Source organism: Methylophilus sp. (assembly GCF_052437885.1).
GTDB lineage: Bacteria > Pseudomonadota > Gammaproteobacteria > Burkholderiales > Methylophilaceae > Methylophilus.
This window is the reverse complement of sequence record NZ_JBQVPB010000004.1, coordinates 268,610-285,370: the sequence shown is the minus strand read 5'-3', so window position 1 is coordinate 285,370 and position 16,761 is coordinate 268,610. Positions and strand designations below refer to the sequence as shown.

Sequence of the window (16,761 nt, the reverse complement as noted above, 5' to 3'; positions counted from 1 at the left end):
AATAAACTGTTTTTGTGATTAAGCTGCCATTTTGGCGCAAATGCCCATTCAAAGCTAGGCTGCAAACAAAAAAACCGCAGCTAACTGCGGTTTTTTTACTGGCTGTGCCGTGTGGCAGCTTACAGGTCTTGCGCCCAGGCATTGCCATAGACTTTGCCGTTGCGCGACAGAATCAGCATCTGGTACATGCTGATGACCCACATATAGGTGGAAGCCAGGCTATAGCCCATGCCGCCTATGATGGTCAGCCAGGCAAAATGCGGTGACCATTTGGTCAGCCACCACGACATCACGTCAGCGATCAAAAACGCGAACGGGAAACCGATGGCGATCACTTTGGCGGTTTTTGGCACATTCACGGCAAAGCTGAAGATCAGGCCGATAAAAAAGAAGATAAAGCTGATGCCGAACAAGTGGATATGCGACACCCGGGTCAGGCCGCTGATGGTGGCGCCTTCGTTGACTTCGGCGCGGGCTTTCACCTCTTCATACTTGGTGAAGTCGGGGATGCCGGGAATATTGCTGTGGCACATGACACAGTGCTGGGCAAAAATAGGTTTGTAATGTGATTCCCACTGGTCTTGCGGAGCGCCTTGCTGCGCCCATTTGATAATGTCCTGACGCACTTCCAGCGGTGCCTTGTCAGACATGGAACCATTCAGCTTGCTCGCCAGTTTGGTGCCGCTACGGTCACCATAATAGCTATAGACGATGTCGTTGACGGATAAACCGAATTTACCGTCCGCCATGCCGTGGGTGAGCATGATCTGCAAACCGGCCATACACAAGCCTACGCCTACCACCAGCAAATATCCGATAAACAGCGCTTTCAGCGGTAATGGTAGATTAGGCAGGTTCAGCCATGGTAATGTTTGAGACTCTTGTTTCATTACGTTTCCTAGTAGTCTGATTTAAATGATCTGAATAGAAAAGTTTAAACGTGATTGTTTGATTTTTGGCAAGCATACCACCGCCCAGGAAAATCCTAAAACAGAAATATTCCTTCACGCTGACAAATCAAGCATTGCGGCTTACGCTGGTATAATCCAGCCTTTCAATTCCAGTAGGTTTTATCATGCGCTTAGTGGTTCAAGGGCCTGCCATCAGCATGGCTCATCTCACGCATATCCACGGCCTGGTCGGCGGCTATACCCAGTTCGCCCAGGTGGCTGAACATGCTTATTACCTGCCGGTGGCCGAAGATGCATACCTGGAGGTAAAAGCGTTTTGCGCCAGCGAGCAGATAGATTGCGCACTGGTCGCCGATGCCCACCGGCTGCAAAAATTCGGACTGTGTGTGATGGATATGGATTCCACCCTGATCTCTATCGAATGCATAGATGAGATCGCCGACATGATGAATATCAAGCCACAGGTGGCCGAGATCACCGAAGCCGCCATGCGTGGCGAGCTGGATTTTTCTGCCAGCCTGCGTAAACGGGTGGCCTTGCTCAAAGGCCTGCCGGAGCAAGCCTTGCAGCAAGTGATAGAAGAGCGCCTGCGTTATAACCCGGGAGTGCAGGACTGGATAGCGACCTGCAAACAGCATGGTATTAAAACCATGGTGGTATCCGGCGGTTTTACCGTGTTTGCCAACCATGTGCAACAGGTGCTGGGGCTGGATTACGCCGTTTCCAACACCCTGGAGATCGTAGACGGCCAGTTGACCGGGCAAGTGCTGGGCGAGATCGTCGATGCGCAGCGCAAGGCGGACGAGTTGATCAAACTGCGTGACCAGCTCGGCTTGAGCGCCACACAGACCATCGCCATAGGCGATGGCGCCAATGACTTGAAAATGATGTCGGTCGCCGAAGTGGGAGTGGCCTATCATGCCAAGCCGGTAGTGCAGCAACAAGCCAGATATGCATTGAATTTCGTCGGGCTGGATGGTGTGGCCAACCTGTTGACCATGTAGCTGTCAGGCGAACTTTAACTTAAACATAAAAGATATTTCTGAGAAGGCGGCGCATGAGCGGGATGAGAGAACCAGGCGCTGCCCCTGACAGCGTGACGCTGAAACAGGCCAGTCTGTACTGGCTCAAGCTTGGCTTTATCAGTTTTGGCGGGCCAGCCGGGCAGATCGCGCTCATGCACCATGACCTGGTAGAGCAGAAACGCTGGATATCAGAAAGCCGCTTCTTGCATGCATTGAATTACTGCATGATGTTGCCTGGCCCGGAAGCACAGCAGCTGGCAACTTATATCGGCTGGCTGATGCACCGCACCGTTGGCGGCCTGGTGGCCGGCATCCTGTTTTTCCTGCCTTCCTTTTTTATGCTGTGCTGCCTGGCCTGGGTTTATATGGCTTATGGTTCGCTGCCTACGGTCGCCGCCGTGTTTCATGGTATCAAGCCTGCCGTGGTCGCCATCGTGCTGTTTGCCGCCTGGCGCATGGCGATGAAAACCTTGAAAAACCCCTTGTTATGGTCTATCGCCATCCTGGCATTCATCGCTGTGTTTATTTTTAAACTGCCTTTCCCATGGCTGGTGCTGGCGGCAGGGCTCACCGGCCTGGCAGGCGGCCTGTATGCGCCGGCTTATTTTCACACCGCTGGCGTACATGGTATGCCACAGCCTGGCCATGGTCCGGCATTGATAGATGACACCACGCCCACGCCTGCGCATGCCAGATTCAGCTGGCAGCGCGTCAGGCGGGTGATGTTGTGCGGCATAGGCCTGTGGCTGGTGGTGATGCTGGCCTTGATAGGCGCATATGGCTGGCAGGGCGCGTTCACCCAGATGAGCTGGTTTTTTACCAAGGCGGCACTGCTGACCTTTGGCGGGGCGTATGCGGTATTGCCTTATGTCTATCAGGGCGCAGTCGAACAATATCACTGGCTGTCGCCTGGCCAGATGATAGATGCCCTGGCACTCGGTGAAACTACACCGGGCCCGCTGATCATGGTGGTGACGTTTGTGGCTTATGTCGGTGGCTGGAATGCCGAAGTATTCGGCAGCGGGCATGCCGGATGGTCAGGCCTGGTGGCAGCCAGCCTGGTCACTTTCTTTACTTTTCTGCCTAGCCTGGTGTTTATTTTTCTGGGTGGGCCGTTCATTGAAACCACGCACGGCAATCTCAGGCTGACCGCGCCATTGAGTGCGATCGCCGCCGCCGTGGTCGGCGTGATCTTCAATCTGGCATTATTTTTTGCCTGGCATATCTACTGGCCGCATGGCCTGGCCTCTGCCGTGGACTGGTTCTCTGTGGTGCTGAGTCTGCTGGCGCTGCTTGCGGTGCTTAAATATCGGGTGAATGTGGCGCTGGTGATCGTTGCCAGCGGCTTGACTGGCGCATTGACACCGTGGCTGTTTAGCTAGGTTTTTAGCCATCTGCCTGAGCCAGAATCAAGTATGGCATTGATTTATTTTCACTCTGTTGATAAATAACCATTGCTATTGTTTTGTTTAAGGTGCATAGTGTGCGCACGCGAAGTTCAAGCATTGTTGTTTTCTCTGGTGTATCTTTCGGTTCTATCGTTAATCCCACTACCTTGACCCTCGCCCTAAATTAGGGGAAACCCTTTCATTATTTAAGGAAATTCAAATGGCAACAGGTGTTGTAAAGTGGTTTAACGATGCAAAAGGTTTCGGTTTCATTACTCCAGATGCAGGTGGTGACGATTTGTTCGCTCACTTCTCAGCAATTCAATCTGGCGGTTTCAAAAGCCTGACAGAGAATCAGCGCGTTTCTTATGAAGAAACAACTGGTCCTAAAGGTAAACAAGCATCTGACATACAAGTCATTGCCTAATTACTACGTGTGTTTACGTAAGTAACACCCACATAAAGCCCGTTTGTACGGGCTTTTTTGTTTTTATTTTAAGGAAACGCATGGCTAAAGAAGAATTGATCGAAATGCAGGGCGCAGTGACCGAAATATTACCCGATGCACGTTATCGCGTGACACTGGATAATGGTCACAAGCTGATCGCATACACCGGCGGCAAAATGCGCAAACACAAGATCCGCATTCTGGCAGGCGATAAGATCACCATAGAAATGTCACCCTACGATATGGAAAAAGGGCGTATCACTTTCCGTCATCTGCCCCCCAAAAGACCAGTTTAACCTGGCCTCAGAAACCGTCTGCGTTCAGGTAGGCGAGTTCTGCTTCAGTAAAACCTGCCTGTTTGCGTGCTTCCATATTGAACGGTGGCCGCAGTTTCGGCGCCTGATATTGCTGGCGCAAAGATTCAAACGTCTGCAGTAGCTCCAGGCCGCGTTCATCACACAAAAACTGGAACCAGCGATTGCCTATCGCGACGTGGCCTATCTCATCGCGCAAGATAATATCTAATATAGCTGCCGCCGCATGGTCACCGGCCTGCGCCAGTTTGTGTTTCATGGGCGGTGCGGCATCCAGCCCGCGTGCTTCCAGCGTCCTGGGCACCAGTGCCATGCGCGCCAGCACATCGTCCTGGGTTTTTTCTACCATCTCCCACAGGCTGTTATGGCCATCAAAATCACCGTACTCGAACCCCAGGCTTTGCAGGTGTTCTCGTAGCAGGCTGAAGTGATAAGCCTCTTCTTGGGCGACCAGCAGCCAGTCATGGTAATAATCAGCCGGCATGTCAGTAAAGCGCCACACGGCATCCAGCGCCAGGTTGATGGCATTGAACTCGATATGGGCCAGGGCATGGATCAGCGCGGCGCGGCCGGCAACGGTATTCATGGCGCGGCGCTGCAGCAGACGTGGCGCTACCAGTGCCGGGCGGGCAGGCCTGCCGGGTATGCTGGTTTCAGCCACTAATGGCAGTGATGTATCTAACTGCAACTGGCCAGCGCAGTGACGTTGCCACAGGGATTGCACTTGCGTGCATTTCAGTTGCGGGTCACTGAGGGTCAGTGCTTGCAGGGCGAGAGTTCTCAGGCAAAGCGTCATAACAATCGAATTTTACCGTGAATTGGCTGCCGGTGTCGTGTGTCAGCGGATGTTCCAGCCCGGCGCTGATATTGATGCTGGCATTGTGGTGCTCGGCGACTTCGGCCACGATGGCCAGGCCCAGGCCACAACCATTGCCCTGATTGGGGTTGAGCCGGTAAAAACGCTCGAAGATACGCGCATTCTGTCCCGGCGGGATACCTATGCCGCTATCGGCCACCTGCAGTAACAGCTGAGTGCCGGACTGCCACAAGCGTATCTGCAGCAAGCCCTGGGCAGTGGTATACAGAATGGCGTTTTCCAGCAGGTTGTTGAGCATTTCAGACAGCATCAGGGCATCGCCCCATACGTGGTCGTGCTGCGTTTCTATCAAGACTTCTAGCTCCAGGCCTTTGTCGGTCGCCGGACCTATCCAGCGTGCGCATTCTTCGTAAATGATGCTGGTCAGAGATACCGGCTGGAATTTGAGCTGGGTGGTGGCCGCGTCTGTCCTCGCCATGCTCAGCAGGCGCTGTATCAGGTGCGATAAGCGGGTGGTGCTGCGCAGCATAAAGTTAAGCGGTTCTTTCACCGAATCCGGCGGGTCGCTGCGCAATGCCAGTTCTGCCTGGGTCTGCAATCCGGCGATAGGCGTGCGTAACTGGTGCGAGGCATCGGCAATGAATTGCTGCTGTTGTTGCAAGCCGGCTGTGACGCGCCCCAACAAGGCATTCATGGCCTGGATCAGCGGTTGCAGTTCCAGCGGCGGCGAGTTGGTATCCAGCGGGCTGAGGTCGCGGTAAGAGCGTTCGTGCAGCGCTTCTTTCAGGTCATGCATGGGTTTGAGGGCGAAATAGATGCCCAGCTCAATGACGATGGCGGCCAGTATCATCATCAGCACTTGCGGCAACAGCATCTCCTCCACCATTTCAGCCACCATGGCGTCGCGTTTGGCGGTGGTTTCTGCCATGCTGATCAGGATGTTGTGCGCATTCGGTTCCGGGCTGACCGGCAGCGCAAAAGTGACCACCCGTATAGGCTCGCCTTTATAGATGCTGTTGTAGTAAAACTCCTGGTTGCCGCCGGTGGGCGATGAAGGCAGGGGCAGGTCGGCTTCACCGAAGACCAGTTTGCCATCCGGCCCGGTGATGCGTATGTAGATATGGTCGCCCTCGTTGTAGCTGAGCAGATGGCTGGCGACTTCCGGCAGTTCTATCCTGACTTCGTTATGCTCATCGACCACCACTTCATCAGACAGCGCAAGCACGGTACGCAACAGTGCCTGGTCGTAAGCCTGGGTGGCGTAATGCAAGGCGCGCGAGTAGGAGATGGCGGCAGAAATGCCCAATACCACCAGCATGGTCAACAGCAGCCACAACCGTAACTGGTTTTTAAGCGAGCGTGGCGGTGCCATCATAAGGGCGTATGTTCAGTGTCCAGCATGTAACCCAGGCCGCGAATGGTGCGTATGCGTGCGCCACTGGGTTCTATTTTTTTGCGCAGGCGGTGGATATAAACCTCTATGGCATTATCACCGAGTGATTCATCCCAGTTGCACAGTGATTCCATGATCTGTTCTTTGGCAATGATCTTGCCCATGCGCATCATCAGGGTTTCCAGCAAGTGCAGTTCGCGCGCAGAAAGCGTGATCGCCAGGTCATTGATACTGGCCAGTTTGTTAGGCACATCCAGTTTCAGGTTGCCGCATTGCAAGGGCAGGTTGTTGCCGAGTTTGCTGCGACGTATCAGCGCGCGTACGCGTGCTTCCAGTTCTTCCAGATGAAAAGGCTTGGTCAGAAAATCATCCGCGCCCAGGTCCAGCGCCTGCACGCGGGTAGCGACGTCTTCCCGTGCGGTCAGGATCAGCACCGCCACCGGGTTGGATTGCTGGCGCAGGTGAGACAATACCTGCGTGCCATCCATGGTAGGCAGCCCCAGGTCCAGGATCACCAGATCATAGACGCCATCCTGGATAGCACGTATGGCCTGCTTGCCATCGGCCACATGGTCCACTGCATATTCAGCCTGGGTCAAGACACGCACCAGTCCGTTAGCGATTACCAGGTCATCTTCCACTATCAATAAACGCATCGTCTTTGCCTATGCATATAAACGAGAGCAGTGTACTCCAAATTTTCTGTGTTTTTTTGTTTGTAAGTTGAATGTAAGGCGAGGCGCGTATCGTGCAATTGTAACGACACGGAAAGACAGGTTGCCGTGCGCAGGTAGTTGAACAAAGCACTATTGGAACATATGAAGGAGCGATGATGAGGAAGCGTTCAATCGTATTGCTGGGCTTGCTGGTATCTATCGTTTGCACGGCGAGAACAAATCCTTCTCCTCAGGAACAAGTCGAGATGAACAAGCATCTCAGGTCTGCCAAACACGCTGGTGCGCAGCCAGTGGTCAACCCCCCAAAGGAGGTTGACAAAAAATCTGCGCAAAGCAAGTAACTGTGACATTGCCAAAGCACATCGGATTCCCTGCGATGTTGCTGCGACAATCAGCGGTTTCGTGTGTATCCTCTCACTTCAACCACGCGCAAGCGTGGTTCTTTTTTGCCTGTTGCTGATGTAAGCGCTATTTCAGGCGTATCACATCCAGCACACCGGCTTTCATATCCGGCACTAACAGGTGGTGGTCATCCTGGCTGAGGGCGATATCGGCCGCAGACTGGTAGCCGTCTTTCAGCAACACGGCCTGGTTATTCTCTACCCGGTACACCTTGCCGTTTTTCCAGTCGCTGACGTAAATGGTGCCGTTCGCCTGTCTGACGATGCCATCACCGCCGCCGAGGCCGCTGGCGACTTGCTGCAGGCGTTTGCCAGCCACCTCATAGTTGTAGAGCACGCCGGAGGTGAAATCGACGATCAGCAACTGCTCGCCTTTGGCGTCGGCCAGCAAACCGTTGGGGGCCAGTATGCGCGGGTCGGCTTTGCCATCGATCAGCAGGCTGAGCTTGCGTTGCGGTGTGATCTTGTAAACTGCGCCGCCTTTGCCGCTGCCCATGATGTCGCCACTGTCACTCGCGTAAAGGTTGCCGTTGGCATCTGCAGCCAGGTCATTGAGGAACTGCGGCACCTGTGGGAAATCGCTGGCCGCGATATATACCTCGGCTTTAGGCTGGGCCTGGTTGAGTGGCACGCGCCAGATGCGGCTCTTATCTGCCACGAACAGGTCAGTGCCTATGATGGCCAGCCCTTTGGGGTCGTCCAGGCCTTGCACCAGTACGCTGGCTTTGCCGTGATCGATGACGCGGATCTGGCCATCGCCATCTTTACCGAACTCATTGATCTCGGACACATACACTTTGCCATCGGCGGCCTGAATCACCGATTCCGGCGTCAGCAGGCCTTTGAACGGCTCCACGCCATGCGCCTGGCTGTGGCTGCTTAAGCTGAACAGCGCGGCGATGAATACACTGGAAATAAGCTGTTTACGAGTGGCCGACAACATGATTGCTCCTAGAAGAATAGTTTTGGTTGCGTGATGGTATTAATGCTGGTGCATAAAGCTTCAAACGTTTGCACCGGCGCCTGTGCCAGCGATTGCTGGAACACCGGGTTTTTCTGCAATTGATCTATCACCTGGTCGAACGCCTGCTGGTAAGACTTGCTGGCAAAATTCTCCACGTTATAGGTGATCCAGCCGCGTGACTGGCCCTCACCCTTGACTGTCATCAGCGGCTTGCCCAGCGCACTGTCTGCGCTCGCCTGGGTGAATACCCTGGCGGTGATCTCGGTGTGGAACACGCCCATTTGCGGGTTATAAAACAGATTGGGTTCTATCACCACCAGCGCCTGGCCCTTGGCTTCGGCCTCGCAGCCAGTGGTGCTGTAATTCTGTTTCTCAAAACTGGATAAGCCGGCTTTTTCAGCGGCGACGCCGCGGTTATGCCAGTAGTTGAAATAAGGGTGTAGCAAACGCACCGGGTGCTGGTAAAAAGTCTCAGGCACCTGTATCACCAGCGAGGGCGGGCTGGCCGCGTGAGCGCTACTGAGCCAGGCGAGACAAAGCAGGCTGCCTGCAGACATTAAAAAGCTTTTCATGAATTGCTCCTGTAATACCGGCCTTAAATGGCCGGCCTGTTCAATTTTTTTTCGGCGTCACCAGTGAGAGAGGCATGCTGCCAGCAGTGTATCATTCACTGCGCACACGGTAGATCCAGTTGCTGAGATCATCACTGATATATAGCCAGCCATCAGCACCTATGATCACATCGACCGGCCTGCCCCAGGGCTGCTTGCCCTGCAACCAGCCCTGTATGAATGGGACGCTGCTGACAGGCTGATGGTTCCTGAATTTTACACGCTGCAAGGCATATCCGCTTGGCTGTTGCCTGTTCCATGAACCATGCAGGGCGATAATGGCATCCTGGCGCATGCTTTCAGGTAAACGGCTGGCGTGTAAAAACGTCAATCCTATCGGCGTGCTATGGGCTGGCAGGGTCAGAGCGGGCGCTTGTGCCTGCTTGCAGATATCGGTTTCACCGCTAAAGTTCGGGTCCTGCAGCATGTGCGCCGGCTGCTGGTCATCTGCCCAGCAATACGGCCAGCCATAGTGTTTAGCCGGGGCAATCAGATTGAGATGTTCAGGCGGCAAGTCATCATTGGCAGCACCGTTTTTAGTGGCGCTGCGGTTATCGGCGCCATTGTTGGTCGCAAACAGCTCGCCGCTTTGCGGGTGCCAGGCAAAGCCCTGGCTATTACGCAAGCCGCTGGCCCAGATGGCGCCTTGCGCATGGCGGCCCAGTGTCAATAACGCGCCAGCAGGGCGGCCATCGGCGCTATAGCGCAGCAAGGTGGCGCGTAAGGGGTCGCTTTCAACGCATACATTGCAGCTGGAGCCTACGTTGACATAGATAAAACCATCCGGGGAGACTTTCACCGTTGTGAGACTGTGCCCGCCATCAGGCAGGTTGCTGATAAACGCTAGTGGCGCTCCCCAGCTATCGCCCTGTTTGGGCAACTTGACCACGCCGGTCTGCTCGGCCACCAGCAGGTCGTCACCCAGCAGTGCCATGCCATGCGGGGCATTCAGCCCCTGTGCGATCAGCTCGACCTCGGCCTGCTGATTCAGCCGTATGATACGCCCCTGATCAGTCAGGCTGACCAGCAGCCGGCCTTGTTTATCCAGCGCCAGCATGCGTGGCGAGCCCCATTTGCTCACATCACTGAACAGCTCTATCTTGAGCCCGGCAGGCGGCTTCAGCCTGGCGAGCGCCTGCTCGACCCTGGTCTCTGCTGCCATGGCAGCCTGTGTGCCGGCAGTGCAGGCTGCCAGTATCAGCATAAGCAGGTATCCGCGCAGGCTGTTCATGACTAAGCGTCGCTGGCTGCTCATCAGGTCAGGGTGTCTGCCCAGATATTCTGTGCCCAGGCTTGCGCATAGTCACCTTCCTGTACGCTGGCCTTGCTTGAGACGCCGCCGCCTTCGGCCGAGACCATAGTTCTTTTCGCCGGGTCATAGCGGTAGACATTGGCGACATGCATGGCCTGCCTGTCATCGACAAAGCTGTAGCAGGTATTGGCAAATACCGGCAGTGGGTTAGGCGGGTTGCCGGTCTGCAGATCTATGATGGCTGCGGCGCATATCTTGGCCTGCGAGGTCGCCATATGTGCAGACTTGGGCAAGCCGGCCGAAATGCTGTCGCCTATGATATGCACAGAGTCATGCAGGCTGGATGCGTAGGTGACAAAGTCCACTTCACACCAGTGCTGATCCACATTGGCCAGTCCTGCGTCCTGTGCGACCTTGCCGGCCAGCTGTGGCGGGATCACATTCAGCACCGTGGCTTGCACCGTTTCAAAGTCTGTCCTGATGGTGTTGCTGGCGGTGTCCAGTTGCAGGATGTCACTGTTGTTATGGTAGTCTATGATGCCCCGGTAATCGCCCTCGAAGCTCTGCAGGAACAAGCCTTTTTTGGAGGTGATATCAGGGTTGGCATCCAGGATGATCACTTTGCTGCGTGGTTTATGTTGCTTGAAATAATGCGCCACCTGGCAGGCCCGCTCGTAAGGGCCGGGTGGGCAGCGGTAGGGCGCTTTGGGTATGGTCATCACAAATACGCCGCCATCGGCCATGCTTTCCAGTTGCTGGCGCAGTTGCAGCGTTTGCCGGCCGGCTTTCCAGGCATGCGGGATCTCGGCGACCGGGCTGCTCATGCCCGGTATGCGGCTGTAATCAAAATCCACACCGGGTGCCAGAATCAACCTGTCATAGGCTATGCTGCCCCGCGTCAGCCTGACCTGTTTGGCAGCCAGGTCTATCGCCGTCACGCTATCCTGTAGCCATTGCAGCTGATGCTGCTTGCGCGACAAGTCATAAGAAAAACTCAGTTCATCCAGCGTACGGCTGCCACCGAGTACCAGGTTGCTTTGCGGGCAGGAGATGAATTGCGGATTCGGCTCTATCACGGTGACCTTGATATTGCCTGCGCTCCATTCACGTAAATATCTGGCGGCGGCCAGCCCGGCAAAGCCTGCGCCCACCACCACGACATGGCCCAGCGGCGGGCGGCTGGCGCGGGCGAAGGCCGGCATGCCATAAAAAGCCAGGCCACCATAAATGACTGAACGTACAAATTGCCTGCGCGACTGTATCGCGGTAACGGCGGGGAGGGCTGTGGACATTATTGCGCTCCCAGAAAAGGTTGTTGGGGTGCTCGCGCAGGTGTGTGCCTGGGCAGCGCTGCAAAGTAGGTCGCCAGCGTGGTGATCTCGTCGTCGGTCAGCCCTTTGGCATGGTGATGCATGACGGTGCTGGAGAGGCTGCCATTTTTGAAACCCTGCATGCGCTGGATAAAGTATTCTTTATTTAACGCCGCCAGCGTAGGTGTGCCGCCCAGGCTGTTTCCCTGCGGGCCATGGCAGGCAGCGCATGAGGCGGCCAGGGTAATGGTGGCCCGGGAGGCGGTTTCCTGGGCATGGACGCATGCTGTCCACTGTAAACAAACAGCCAATGCAAGACTCAGGTGCAAACGTTTCATCATTCCCCCGGGTGGCGACTTTCATGTCTTGTTCAAGCTGACATTATTCTGCAAGCAGACACTGCCGTGCGTGACACAAGTTACATTGATAGCACTTATATAGATTGCCATGATTGCATGCGCGCACCCGCAGGACAAGCTTTCAATGCAGGCTGGTCGCCATCACTTGCAACGCCGGAAAAGAATTTCAGCAGAGCGCGCCTGCCAGGCTGGCAATAAAAAAAACGGCCATGCGTAACATGACCGTTTTTTGATTGACCGTTGCTAGAAGCAAACGATTAAAAGCATTTTTCTTCCTTACAGCCATCGTCCTTGGTGCCCAGCTGTGTCAGCAGGTCGACCATAGGCTGGTTGTGCTCTTCCCTGAAAAAACGGATCAGGGAAACATCGCCTTTGAGCTTTTTATTCACATCGACGCCGGCCGAGGCCAGGTATTTCATTAAAGGTGCATCATTGATAAAGGCTGCCATATGAAACGCAGTGTTGTTGCTGGCAGGGTGCACATAGTCTTTGTCCGCACCTTTGGCGATCAGGTACTTCACAACATCCATACGGCCTTTGGAAGCAGCCATTTGCAGTGGCTCCCAGGCAAAGAACTTCTGGTTGACCAAAGCCGGGTCAGCTTCAATGAATTTTTTCACTACCTTGAGGTTGCCGCCGGTCAAAGCCTCGGTGAATTCCATATAGTCTTCGTCTGTCAGTGCGAATGCCTGTAGTGAAAATGACAACGCGACCAAGGCCAGTAAACATTTAATTGATTTCATAATTTCTCCAAACACCTGATTTTCATTTTTTAAAATTAACTACTTTGCTTTATTACTTTTGCTTTAATGCGTAAGCCCAAACTTACTTAAGCCACAAACTTGCGTGCATTACGGAACATACGCATCCATGGACCATCTTCCTGCCAGTCATCCGGATGCCAGGAGTACTGCACGGTTCTGAATACGCGCTCCGGATGCGGCATCATAATGCTAAAACGCCCGTCCGGCGTGGTGAATCCGGTCAATCCCTGGGCTGAGCCATTGGGGTTGAACGGATAGACTTCCGTTGGCGTTGACGCATGGTCAACAAACCGCACGGTGGCCAGTTGTTGTTTTAGCACATTTGAGACAGCGTAGTCATCAGGAAATTCCGTAAATCCTTCACCATGCGCTACCGCGATAGGCATGCGGCTGCCTGCCATGCCATTAAAGAAGATAGAAGGCGAGCTCAATACCTCGACCAGCGACACGCGCGCCTCAAACTGTTCTGACTTGTTGCGTACAAAATGCGGCCATTGCTCGGCGCCAGGGATGATGCTGTGCAGGTTGCTCATCATCTGGCAACCGTTACAGACGCCGAGGGCGAAGGTGTCAGAGCGGTTAAAGAAACTGCTGAACTCATCACGTGCACGGCTGTTGAATAGTATGGACTTGGCCCAGCCTTCACCGGCACCAAGTACATCGCCATACGAGAACCCGCCGCAGGCCACCAGGCCGGCGTAGTCTTGCAGCGACACACGGCCACTGATGATGTCACTCATATGCACGTCTACGCTGTTGAATCCGGCGCGGTCGAACGCGGCAGCCATTTCGGTCTGGCCATTGACGCCTTGCTCACGCAAGATCGCCATGTTAGGGCGTTTGCCGCTGTTGATGTAAGGCGCTGCGATATCTTCATTCAGGTCAAACGTCAGATGTGCGTGCAGGCCGATATCGTCGGCATTCAGGAGTCGGTCATATTCCTGTTGTGCACACAGCGGGTTATCACGCAGGCTTTGCATACGGAAAGTGGTTTCTGACCACAGGCGGTGCAAGTCTATACGCGATGCCTGGTAACGAGTCTCGCCATGGCTGATGGCTATAGCGTGGCCTGGCACCACCAGTCCTATGCGGTGCACACATGGCCCCAGAGCCTGTTGCAAACTGCTGGCGATGGCGGCGGCCTCGGCGGCACGCACTTGCACGACTGCGCCCAGTTCTTCATTAAACAAGACGCTGGCGCTGTCGCCGGTCAGGCTGCTCAAGTCCAGCGTTAAGCCACAGTGGCCGGCAAAAGCCATTTCTACCAGGGTGGCGAACAGGCCGCCATCAGAGCGGTCATGGTAGGCCTGCAACTTGTTATCGCTGTTTAATTGCTGAATAGCGGTGAAAAATGCTTTCAGCTGTGACGGCTGGTCTACATCAGGCACGCTATCGCCCAGCTGGCTATACACTTGCGCCAGTGACGAACCACCCATGCGGTTCTTGCCGTTGCCCAGATCGATCAGGATCAGCTCGCTGTCGCCCAGGTCAGTGCGCAACTGCGGTGTCAGTGTCTTGCGCACATCAGTCGTGTTGGCAAACGCAGAGATCACCAGCGAGATAGGCGAGGTCACGGCCTTGTTCTGGCCGTCATCGTTCCACACCGTCTTCATGCTCATGGAATCTTTACCGACCGGGATGCTGATGCCCAGTGCCGGGCATATTTCCATACCCACGGTTTTCACCGTTTCATACAAGGCGGCATCTTCGCCAGGGTGGCCTGCAGGCGCCATCCAGTTGGCGGACAGTTTCAGGTTGCCGATCTCGCTGATGGCAGCGGCGGCGATATTGGTGATCGCTTCACCGATCGCCATACGGCCGGAAGCCGGCGCATCCAGCAGGGCCAGTGGCGCTTTTTCGCCTATGGCGAAGGCTTCACCAGTGTTGGTTTCATAGCCGGCACAAGTCACGGCCACATTGCTGACCGGCACTTGCCATGGGCCTACCATCTGGTCCCTGGCGATCAGGCCAGTCACCGTGCGGTCACCAATGGTGATCAAAAAGGTTTTGTCGGCCACGCCAGGCAAGCGCAGTACGCGGGCGACCGCATCCTGCAAGTCTATGTTACTGGTGTCAAAAGCAGTCAGTGATTTTTTGACTGATTTCACATCGCGTAACATTTTCGGTGGCTTGCCCAGTAATACGGATAGATCCATATCCACCGGCTTGTTGGCAAAATGGCTGTCTTCTACCGCCAGGTGGCGCTCGGCAGTGGCAATGCCGACGACGGCAAACGGACAACGCTCACGGGCGCAGATCTCTTCGAACAGTGGTAACTGGTCCTGGGTGACGGCCAGCACATAACGTTCCTGTGCTTCGTTACTCCACAATTCGCGCGGCGCCATGCCGGGCTCTTCATTGTGTACGTCGCGCAACTGGAAGATCGCGCCCACTTTGGCGTCGTTGACCAGTTCCGGGAAGGCATTGGAGATGCCGCCCGCGCCTACGTCGTGTATGCTCAGGATAGGGTTCTTATCCGCCATTTGCCAGCAACGGTCTATCACCTCTTGCGCCCGGCGCTGCAATTCAGGGTTGCCACGTTGCACCGAGTCGAAATCGAGGTTCTCGGTATTGGCGCCGGTATCCATACTGGAGGCGGCACCGCCACCCAGGCCTATCAGCATGGCAGGGCCGCCAAGCTGGATCAGCGCTGCGCCGGCAGGAATCGCGTTTTTATGGCTATGGCTGCCGGAAATATTACCGACGCCACCAGCCAGCATAATAGGTTTGTGATAACCACGCACTTCGGCCTGGCCGTTAGCGTCCGTGGTTTCCAGCTCAAAGGTACGGAAATAACCGGCAATGTTAGGGCGGCCGAATTCGTTGTTATAGGCTGCGCCGCCTAACGGGCCGTCTATCATGATCTGCAACGGGCTGGCGATACGGCCAGGTTTGCCGTAGTTGGTCTCCCAAGGTTGCTCAAAGCCAGGCAGGTTAAGGTTAGACACTGAAAAACCTGCCAGGCCGGCTTTGGGTTTGGAGCCTATGCCGGTGGCGCCTTCGTCACGGATCTCGCCGCCGGCACCCGTCGCTGCACCGGCAAACGGTGAGATCGCGGTCGGGTGGTTATGCGTTTCTACCTTCATCAGGTAGTGCATGTCGTCTTCGACAAACTGGTAGCTCTGGTCGGCCGACGGGTAAAAACGTCTGGTTTTCTGGCCTTGCACGATAGAACTGTTGTCCGAATATGCGACCACGGTGGTGCCCGGATTCAGCTTGTGCGTGTTGCGTATCATGTTGAACAGCGATAATTCCTGCTGTACGCCGTCTATCACCCAGTCGGCATTGAATATCTTGTGGCGGCAGTGCTCGGAGTTGGCCTGGGCAAACATCATCAGCTCGACATCGGTCGGGTTGCGGCCCATTCTGCGGTAGTTTTCCAGCAGGTAATCGACTTCGTCCGGCGATAGTGCCAGGCCCATCTCATTGTTGGCTGCTTCAAGCGCGGCTTTGCCACCGGCCAGAATGTCTATGGTGGCAAGTGGTTTCGGGTCGGCATGGTGATACAGTTTTTCGGCATCGGCCAGGCTGTAGACCACGGTCTCAGTCATGCGATCCTGTGTCGCGGCGCGTAAAGCCTGCTTTTCAGCATCGTTCAGCGGTTTGCCATCATGGGTGCTGACGTAATAGGCGATGCCGCGCTCCAGGCGCAATAGCTGCACGCCACAGTTGTGCGCGATATCCGTAGCGCGTGACGCCCAAGGCGAGATCGTGCCTATGCGTGGAATCACCAGCAACAGCTCACCGTTGGCCGACTCCAGCTCGGTTTTCGGGCCATAAGTCAGGATCTGTTGCAGGGTGTTTTGCTCAGCAGCGCTTAATACAGAATCGCTGAATGCAAAATGCACGAATTCGGTATAGATATGCGCAATGTTAGGGGCGCTGACTTTCAGGCTGCTGTAGAGTTTATCGAGACGGAACTGGGAGAGGGCGGCACTGCCGCGCAGGCTTAAAAATTGCGCTTGACTGGACATGAGGCGATTGGATTTTTCAGTGAAAATACAAGCCGGTATTTTAGCAGAAAGCGGCCATTCCCGGAGTGATAAAGAGTAACAAAGTAAGCGACGCAATAAAAACAGCAACCCGCAGGTTGCTGTTAAATGCCTCAGACTGCATGAAGCGATGTT

General features: G+C 55.0%; 16 protein-coding genes. 5 read left to right on the top strand and 11 right to left on the bottom strand.

Annotated features, from left to right (window positions below):
• Positions 1 to 119: 119 nt before the first annotated feature.
• The gene (locus tag ACT6RZ_RS06310; RefSeq protein WP_444701295.1) at positions 120 to 890 is read right to left on the bottom strand and encodes an elongation factor-1 alpha; all 771 of its coding nucleotides are present in this window, start codon (positions 888 to 890) and stop codon (positions 120 to 122) included.
• A gap of 185 nt (positions 891 to 1,075) precedes the next feature.
• Here ACT6RZ_RS06310 and serB point away from each other — a divergent pair, with 185 nt between their 5' ends.
• The 4 genes from serB to infA all read left to right on the top strand — a co-directional run bounded on the left by serB (position 1,076) and on the right by infA (position 4,068).
• On the top strand, positions 1,076 to 1,915 hold the full coding sequence (gene serB / locus ACT6RZ_RS06305; protein WP_444701294.1) for a phosphoserine phosphatase SerB: 840 nt from the start codon (positions 1,076 to 1,078) through the stop codon (positions 1,913 to 1,915).
• 53 nt (positions 1,916 to 1,968) lie between these two features.
• The gene (gene chrA, locus ACT6RZ_RS06300; protein ID WP_444701293.1) at positions 1,969 to 3,318 is read left to right on the top strand and encodes a chromate efflux transporter; all 1,350 of its coding nucleotides are present in this window, start codon (positions 1,969 to 1,971) and stop codon (positions 3,316 to 3,318) included.
• A 226-nt stretch (positions 3,319 to 3,544) separates the two neighbouring features.
• Complete coding sequence (locus ACT6RZ_RS06295) at positions 3,545 to 3,751, top strand: cold-shock protein (protein WP_379056537.1); 207 nt, start codon at positions 3,545 to 3,547, stop codon at positions 3,749 to 3,751.
• 80 nt (positions 3,752 to 3,831) lie between these two features.
• Positions 3,832 to 4,068 (top strand): translation initiation factor IF-1, encoded by a 237-nt coding sequence (gene infA / locus ACT6RZ_RS06290; RefSeq protein WP_444701292.1) that lies wholly within the window; start codon positions 3,832 to 3,834, stop codon positions 4,066 to 4,068.
• A gap of 7 nt (positions 4,069 to 4,075) precedes the next feature.
• Here infA and ACT6RZ_RS06285 read toward each other — a convergent pair whose 3' ends face one another.
• The 3 genes from ACT6RZ_RS06285 to ACT6RZ_RS06275 are packed head-to-tail and all read right to left on the bottom strand — an operon-like array spanning position 4,076 to position 6,952.
• Positions 4,076 to 4,882, bottom strand: a complete 807-nt coding sequence (locus ACT6RZ_RS06285) for a ferritin-like domain-containing protein (RefSeq protein ID WP_444701291.1) — start codon at positions 4,880 to 4,882, stop codon at positions 4,076 to 4,078.
• Positions 4,833 to 6,278: a sensor histidine kinase gene (locus ACT6RZ_RS06280; RefSeq protein WP_444701290.1), complete on the bottom strand. Its 1,446-nt coding sequence runs from the start codon at positions 6,276 to 6,278 to the stop codon at positions 4,833 to 4,835. Before ACT6RZ_RS06280 ends, ACT6RZ_RS06285 begins: the two co-directional genes overlap by 50 nt.
• The gene (locus ACT6RZ_RS06275) at positions 6,275 to 6,952 is read right to left on the bottom strand and encodes a response regulator (protein WP_444701289.1); all 678 of its coding nucleotides are present in this window, start codon (positions 6,950 to 6,952) and stop codon (positions 6,275 to 6,277) included. The genes ACT6RZ_RS06280 and ACT6RZ_RS06275 overlap by 4 nt, the downstream gene beginning before the upstream one ends.
• A gap of 176 nt (positions 6,953 to 7,128) precedes the next feature.
• Between ACT6RZ_RS06275 and ACT6RZ_RS06270 the strand changes: the two genes are divergently transcribed.
• Entirely contained in the window at positions 7,129 to 7,314 is a 186-nt protein-coding gene (locus ACT6RZ_RS06270) for a hypothetical protein (protein ID WP_444701288.1), read from the top strand.
• A gap of 127 nt (positions 7,315 to 7,441) precedes the next feature.
• Here the strand turns inward: ACT6RZ_RS06270 and ACT6RZ_RS06265 are convergent, their stop codons facing one another.
• From ACT6RZ_RS06265 to purL, 7 genes are all read right to left on the bottom strand, one after another.
• Positions 7,442 to 8,317, bottom strand: coding sequence for an SMP-30/gluconolactonase/LRE family protein (locus ACT6RZ_RS06265; RefSeq protein WP_444701287.1), 876 nt, complete (start codon positions 8,315 to 8,317; stop codon positions 7,442 to 7,444).
• A gap of 8 nt (positions 8,318 to 8,325) precedes the next feature.
• Positions 8,326 to 8,910 (bottom strand): hypothetical protein, encoded by a 585-nt coding sequence (locus tag ACT6RZ_RS06260; RefSeq protein ID WP_444701286.1) that lies wholly within the window; start codon positions 8,908 to 8,910, stop codon positions 8,326 to 8,328.
• 91 nt (positions 8,911 to 9,001) lie between these two features.
• Positions 9,002 to 10,153, bottom strand: a complete 1,152-nt coding sequence (locus tag ACT6RZ_RS06255) for a PQQ-dependent sugar dehydrogenase (RefSeq protein WP_444701285.1) — start codon at positions 10,151 to 10,153, stop codon at positions 9,002 to 9,004.
• 50 nt (positions 10,154 to 10,203) lie between these two features.
• Entirely contained in the window at positions 10,204 to 11,493 is a 1,290-nt protein-coding gene (locus ACT6RZ_RS06250; protein ID WP_444701284.1) for an FCSD flavin-binding domain-containing protein, read from the bottom strand.
• Positions 11,493 to 11,849, bottom strand: coding sequence for a c-type cytochrome (locus tag ACT6RZ_RS06245; protein ID WP_444701283.1), 357 nt, complete (start codon positions 11,847 to 11,849; stop codon positions 11,493 to 11,495). The genes ACT6RZ_RS06250 and ACT6RZ_RS06245 overlap by 1 nt, the downstream gene beginning before the upstream one ends.
• 278 nt (positions 11,850 to 12,127) lie before the next feature.
• Positions 12,128 to 12,613, bottom strand: a complete 486-nt coding sequence (locus ACT6RZ_RS06240; protein WP_444701282.1) for an ankyrin repeat domain-containing protein — start codon at positions 12,611 to 12,613, stop codon at positions 12,128 to 12,130.
• A gap of 86 nt (positions 12,614 to 12,699) precedes the next feature.
• Positions 12,700 to 16,608 carry a phosphoribosylformylglycinamidine synthase gene (gene purL, locus ACT6RZ_RS06235; RefSeq protein WP_444701281.1) on the bottom strand — a complete coding sequence of 1,303 codons (3,909 nt, stop codon included), beginning with the start codon at positions 16,606 to 16,608 and terminating at the stop codon, positions 12,700 to 12,702.
• Between the last annotated feature and the right edge of the window lie 153 nt (positions 16,609 to 16,761).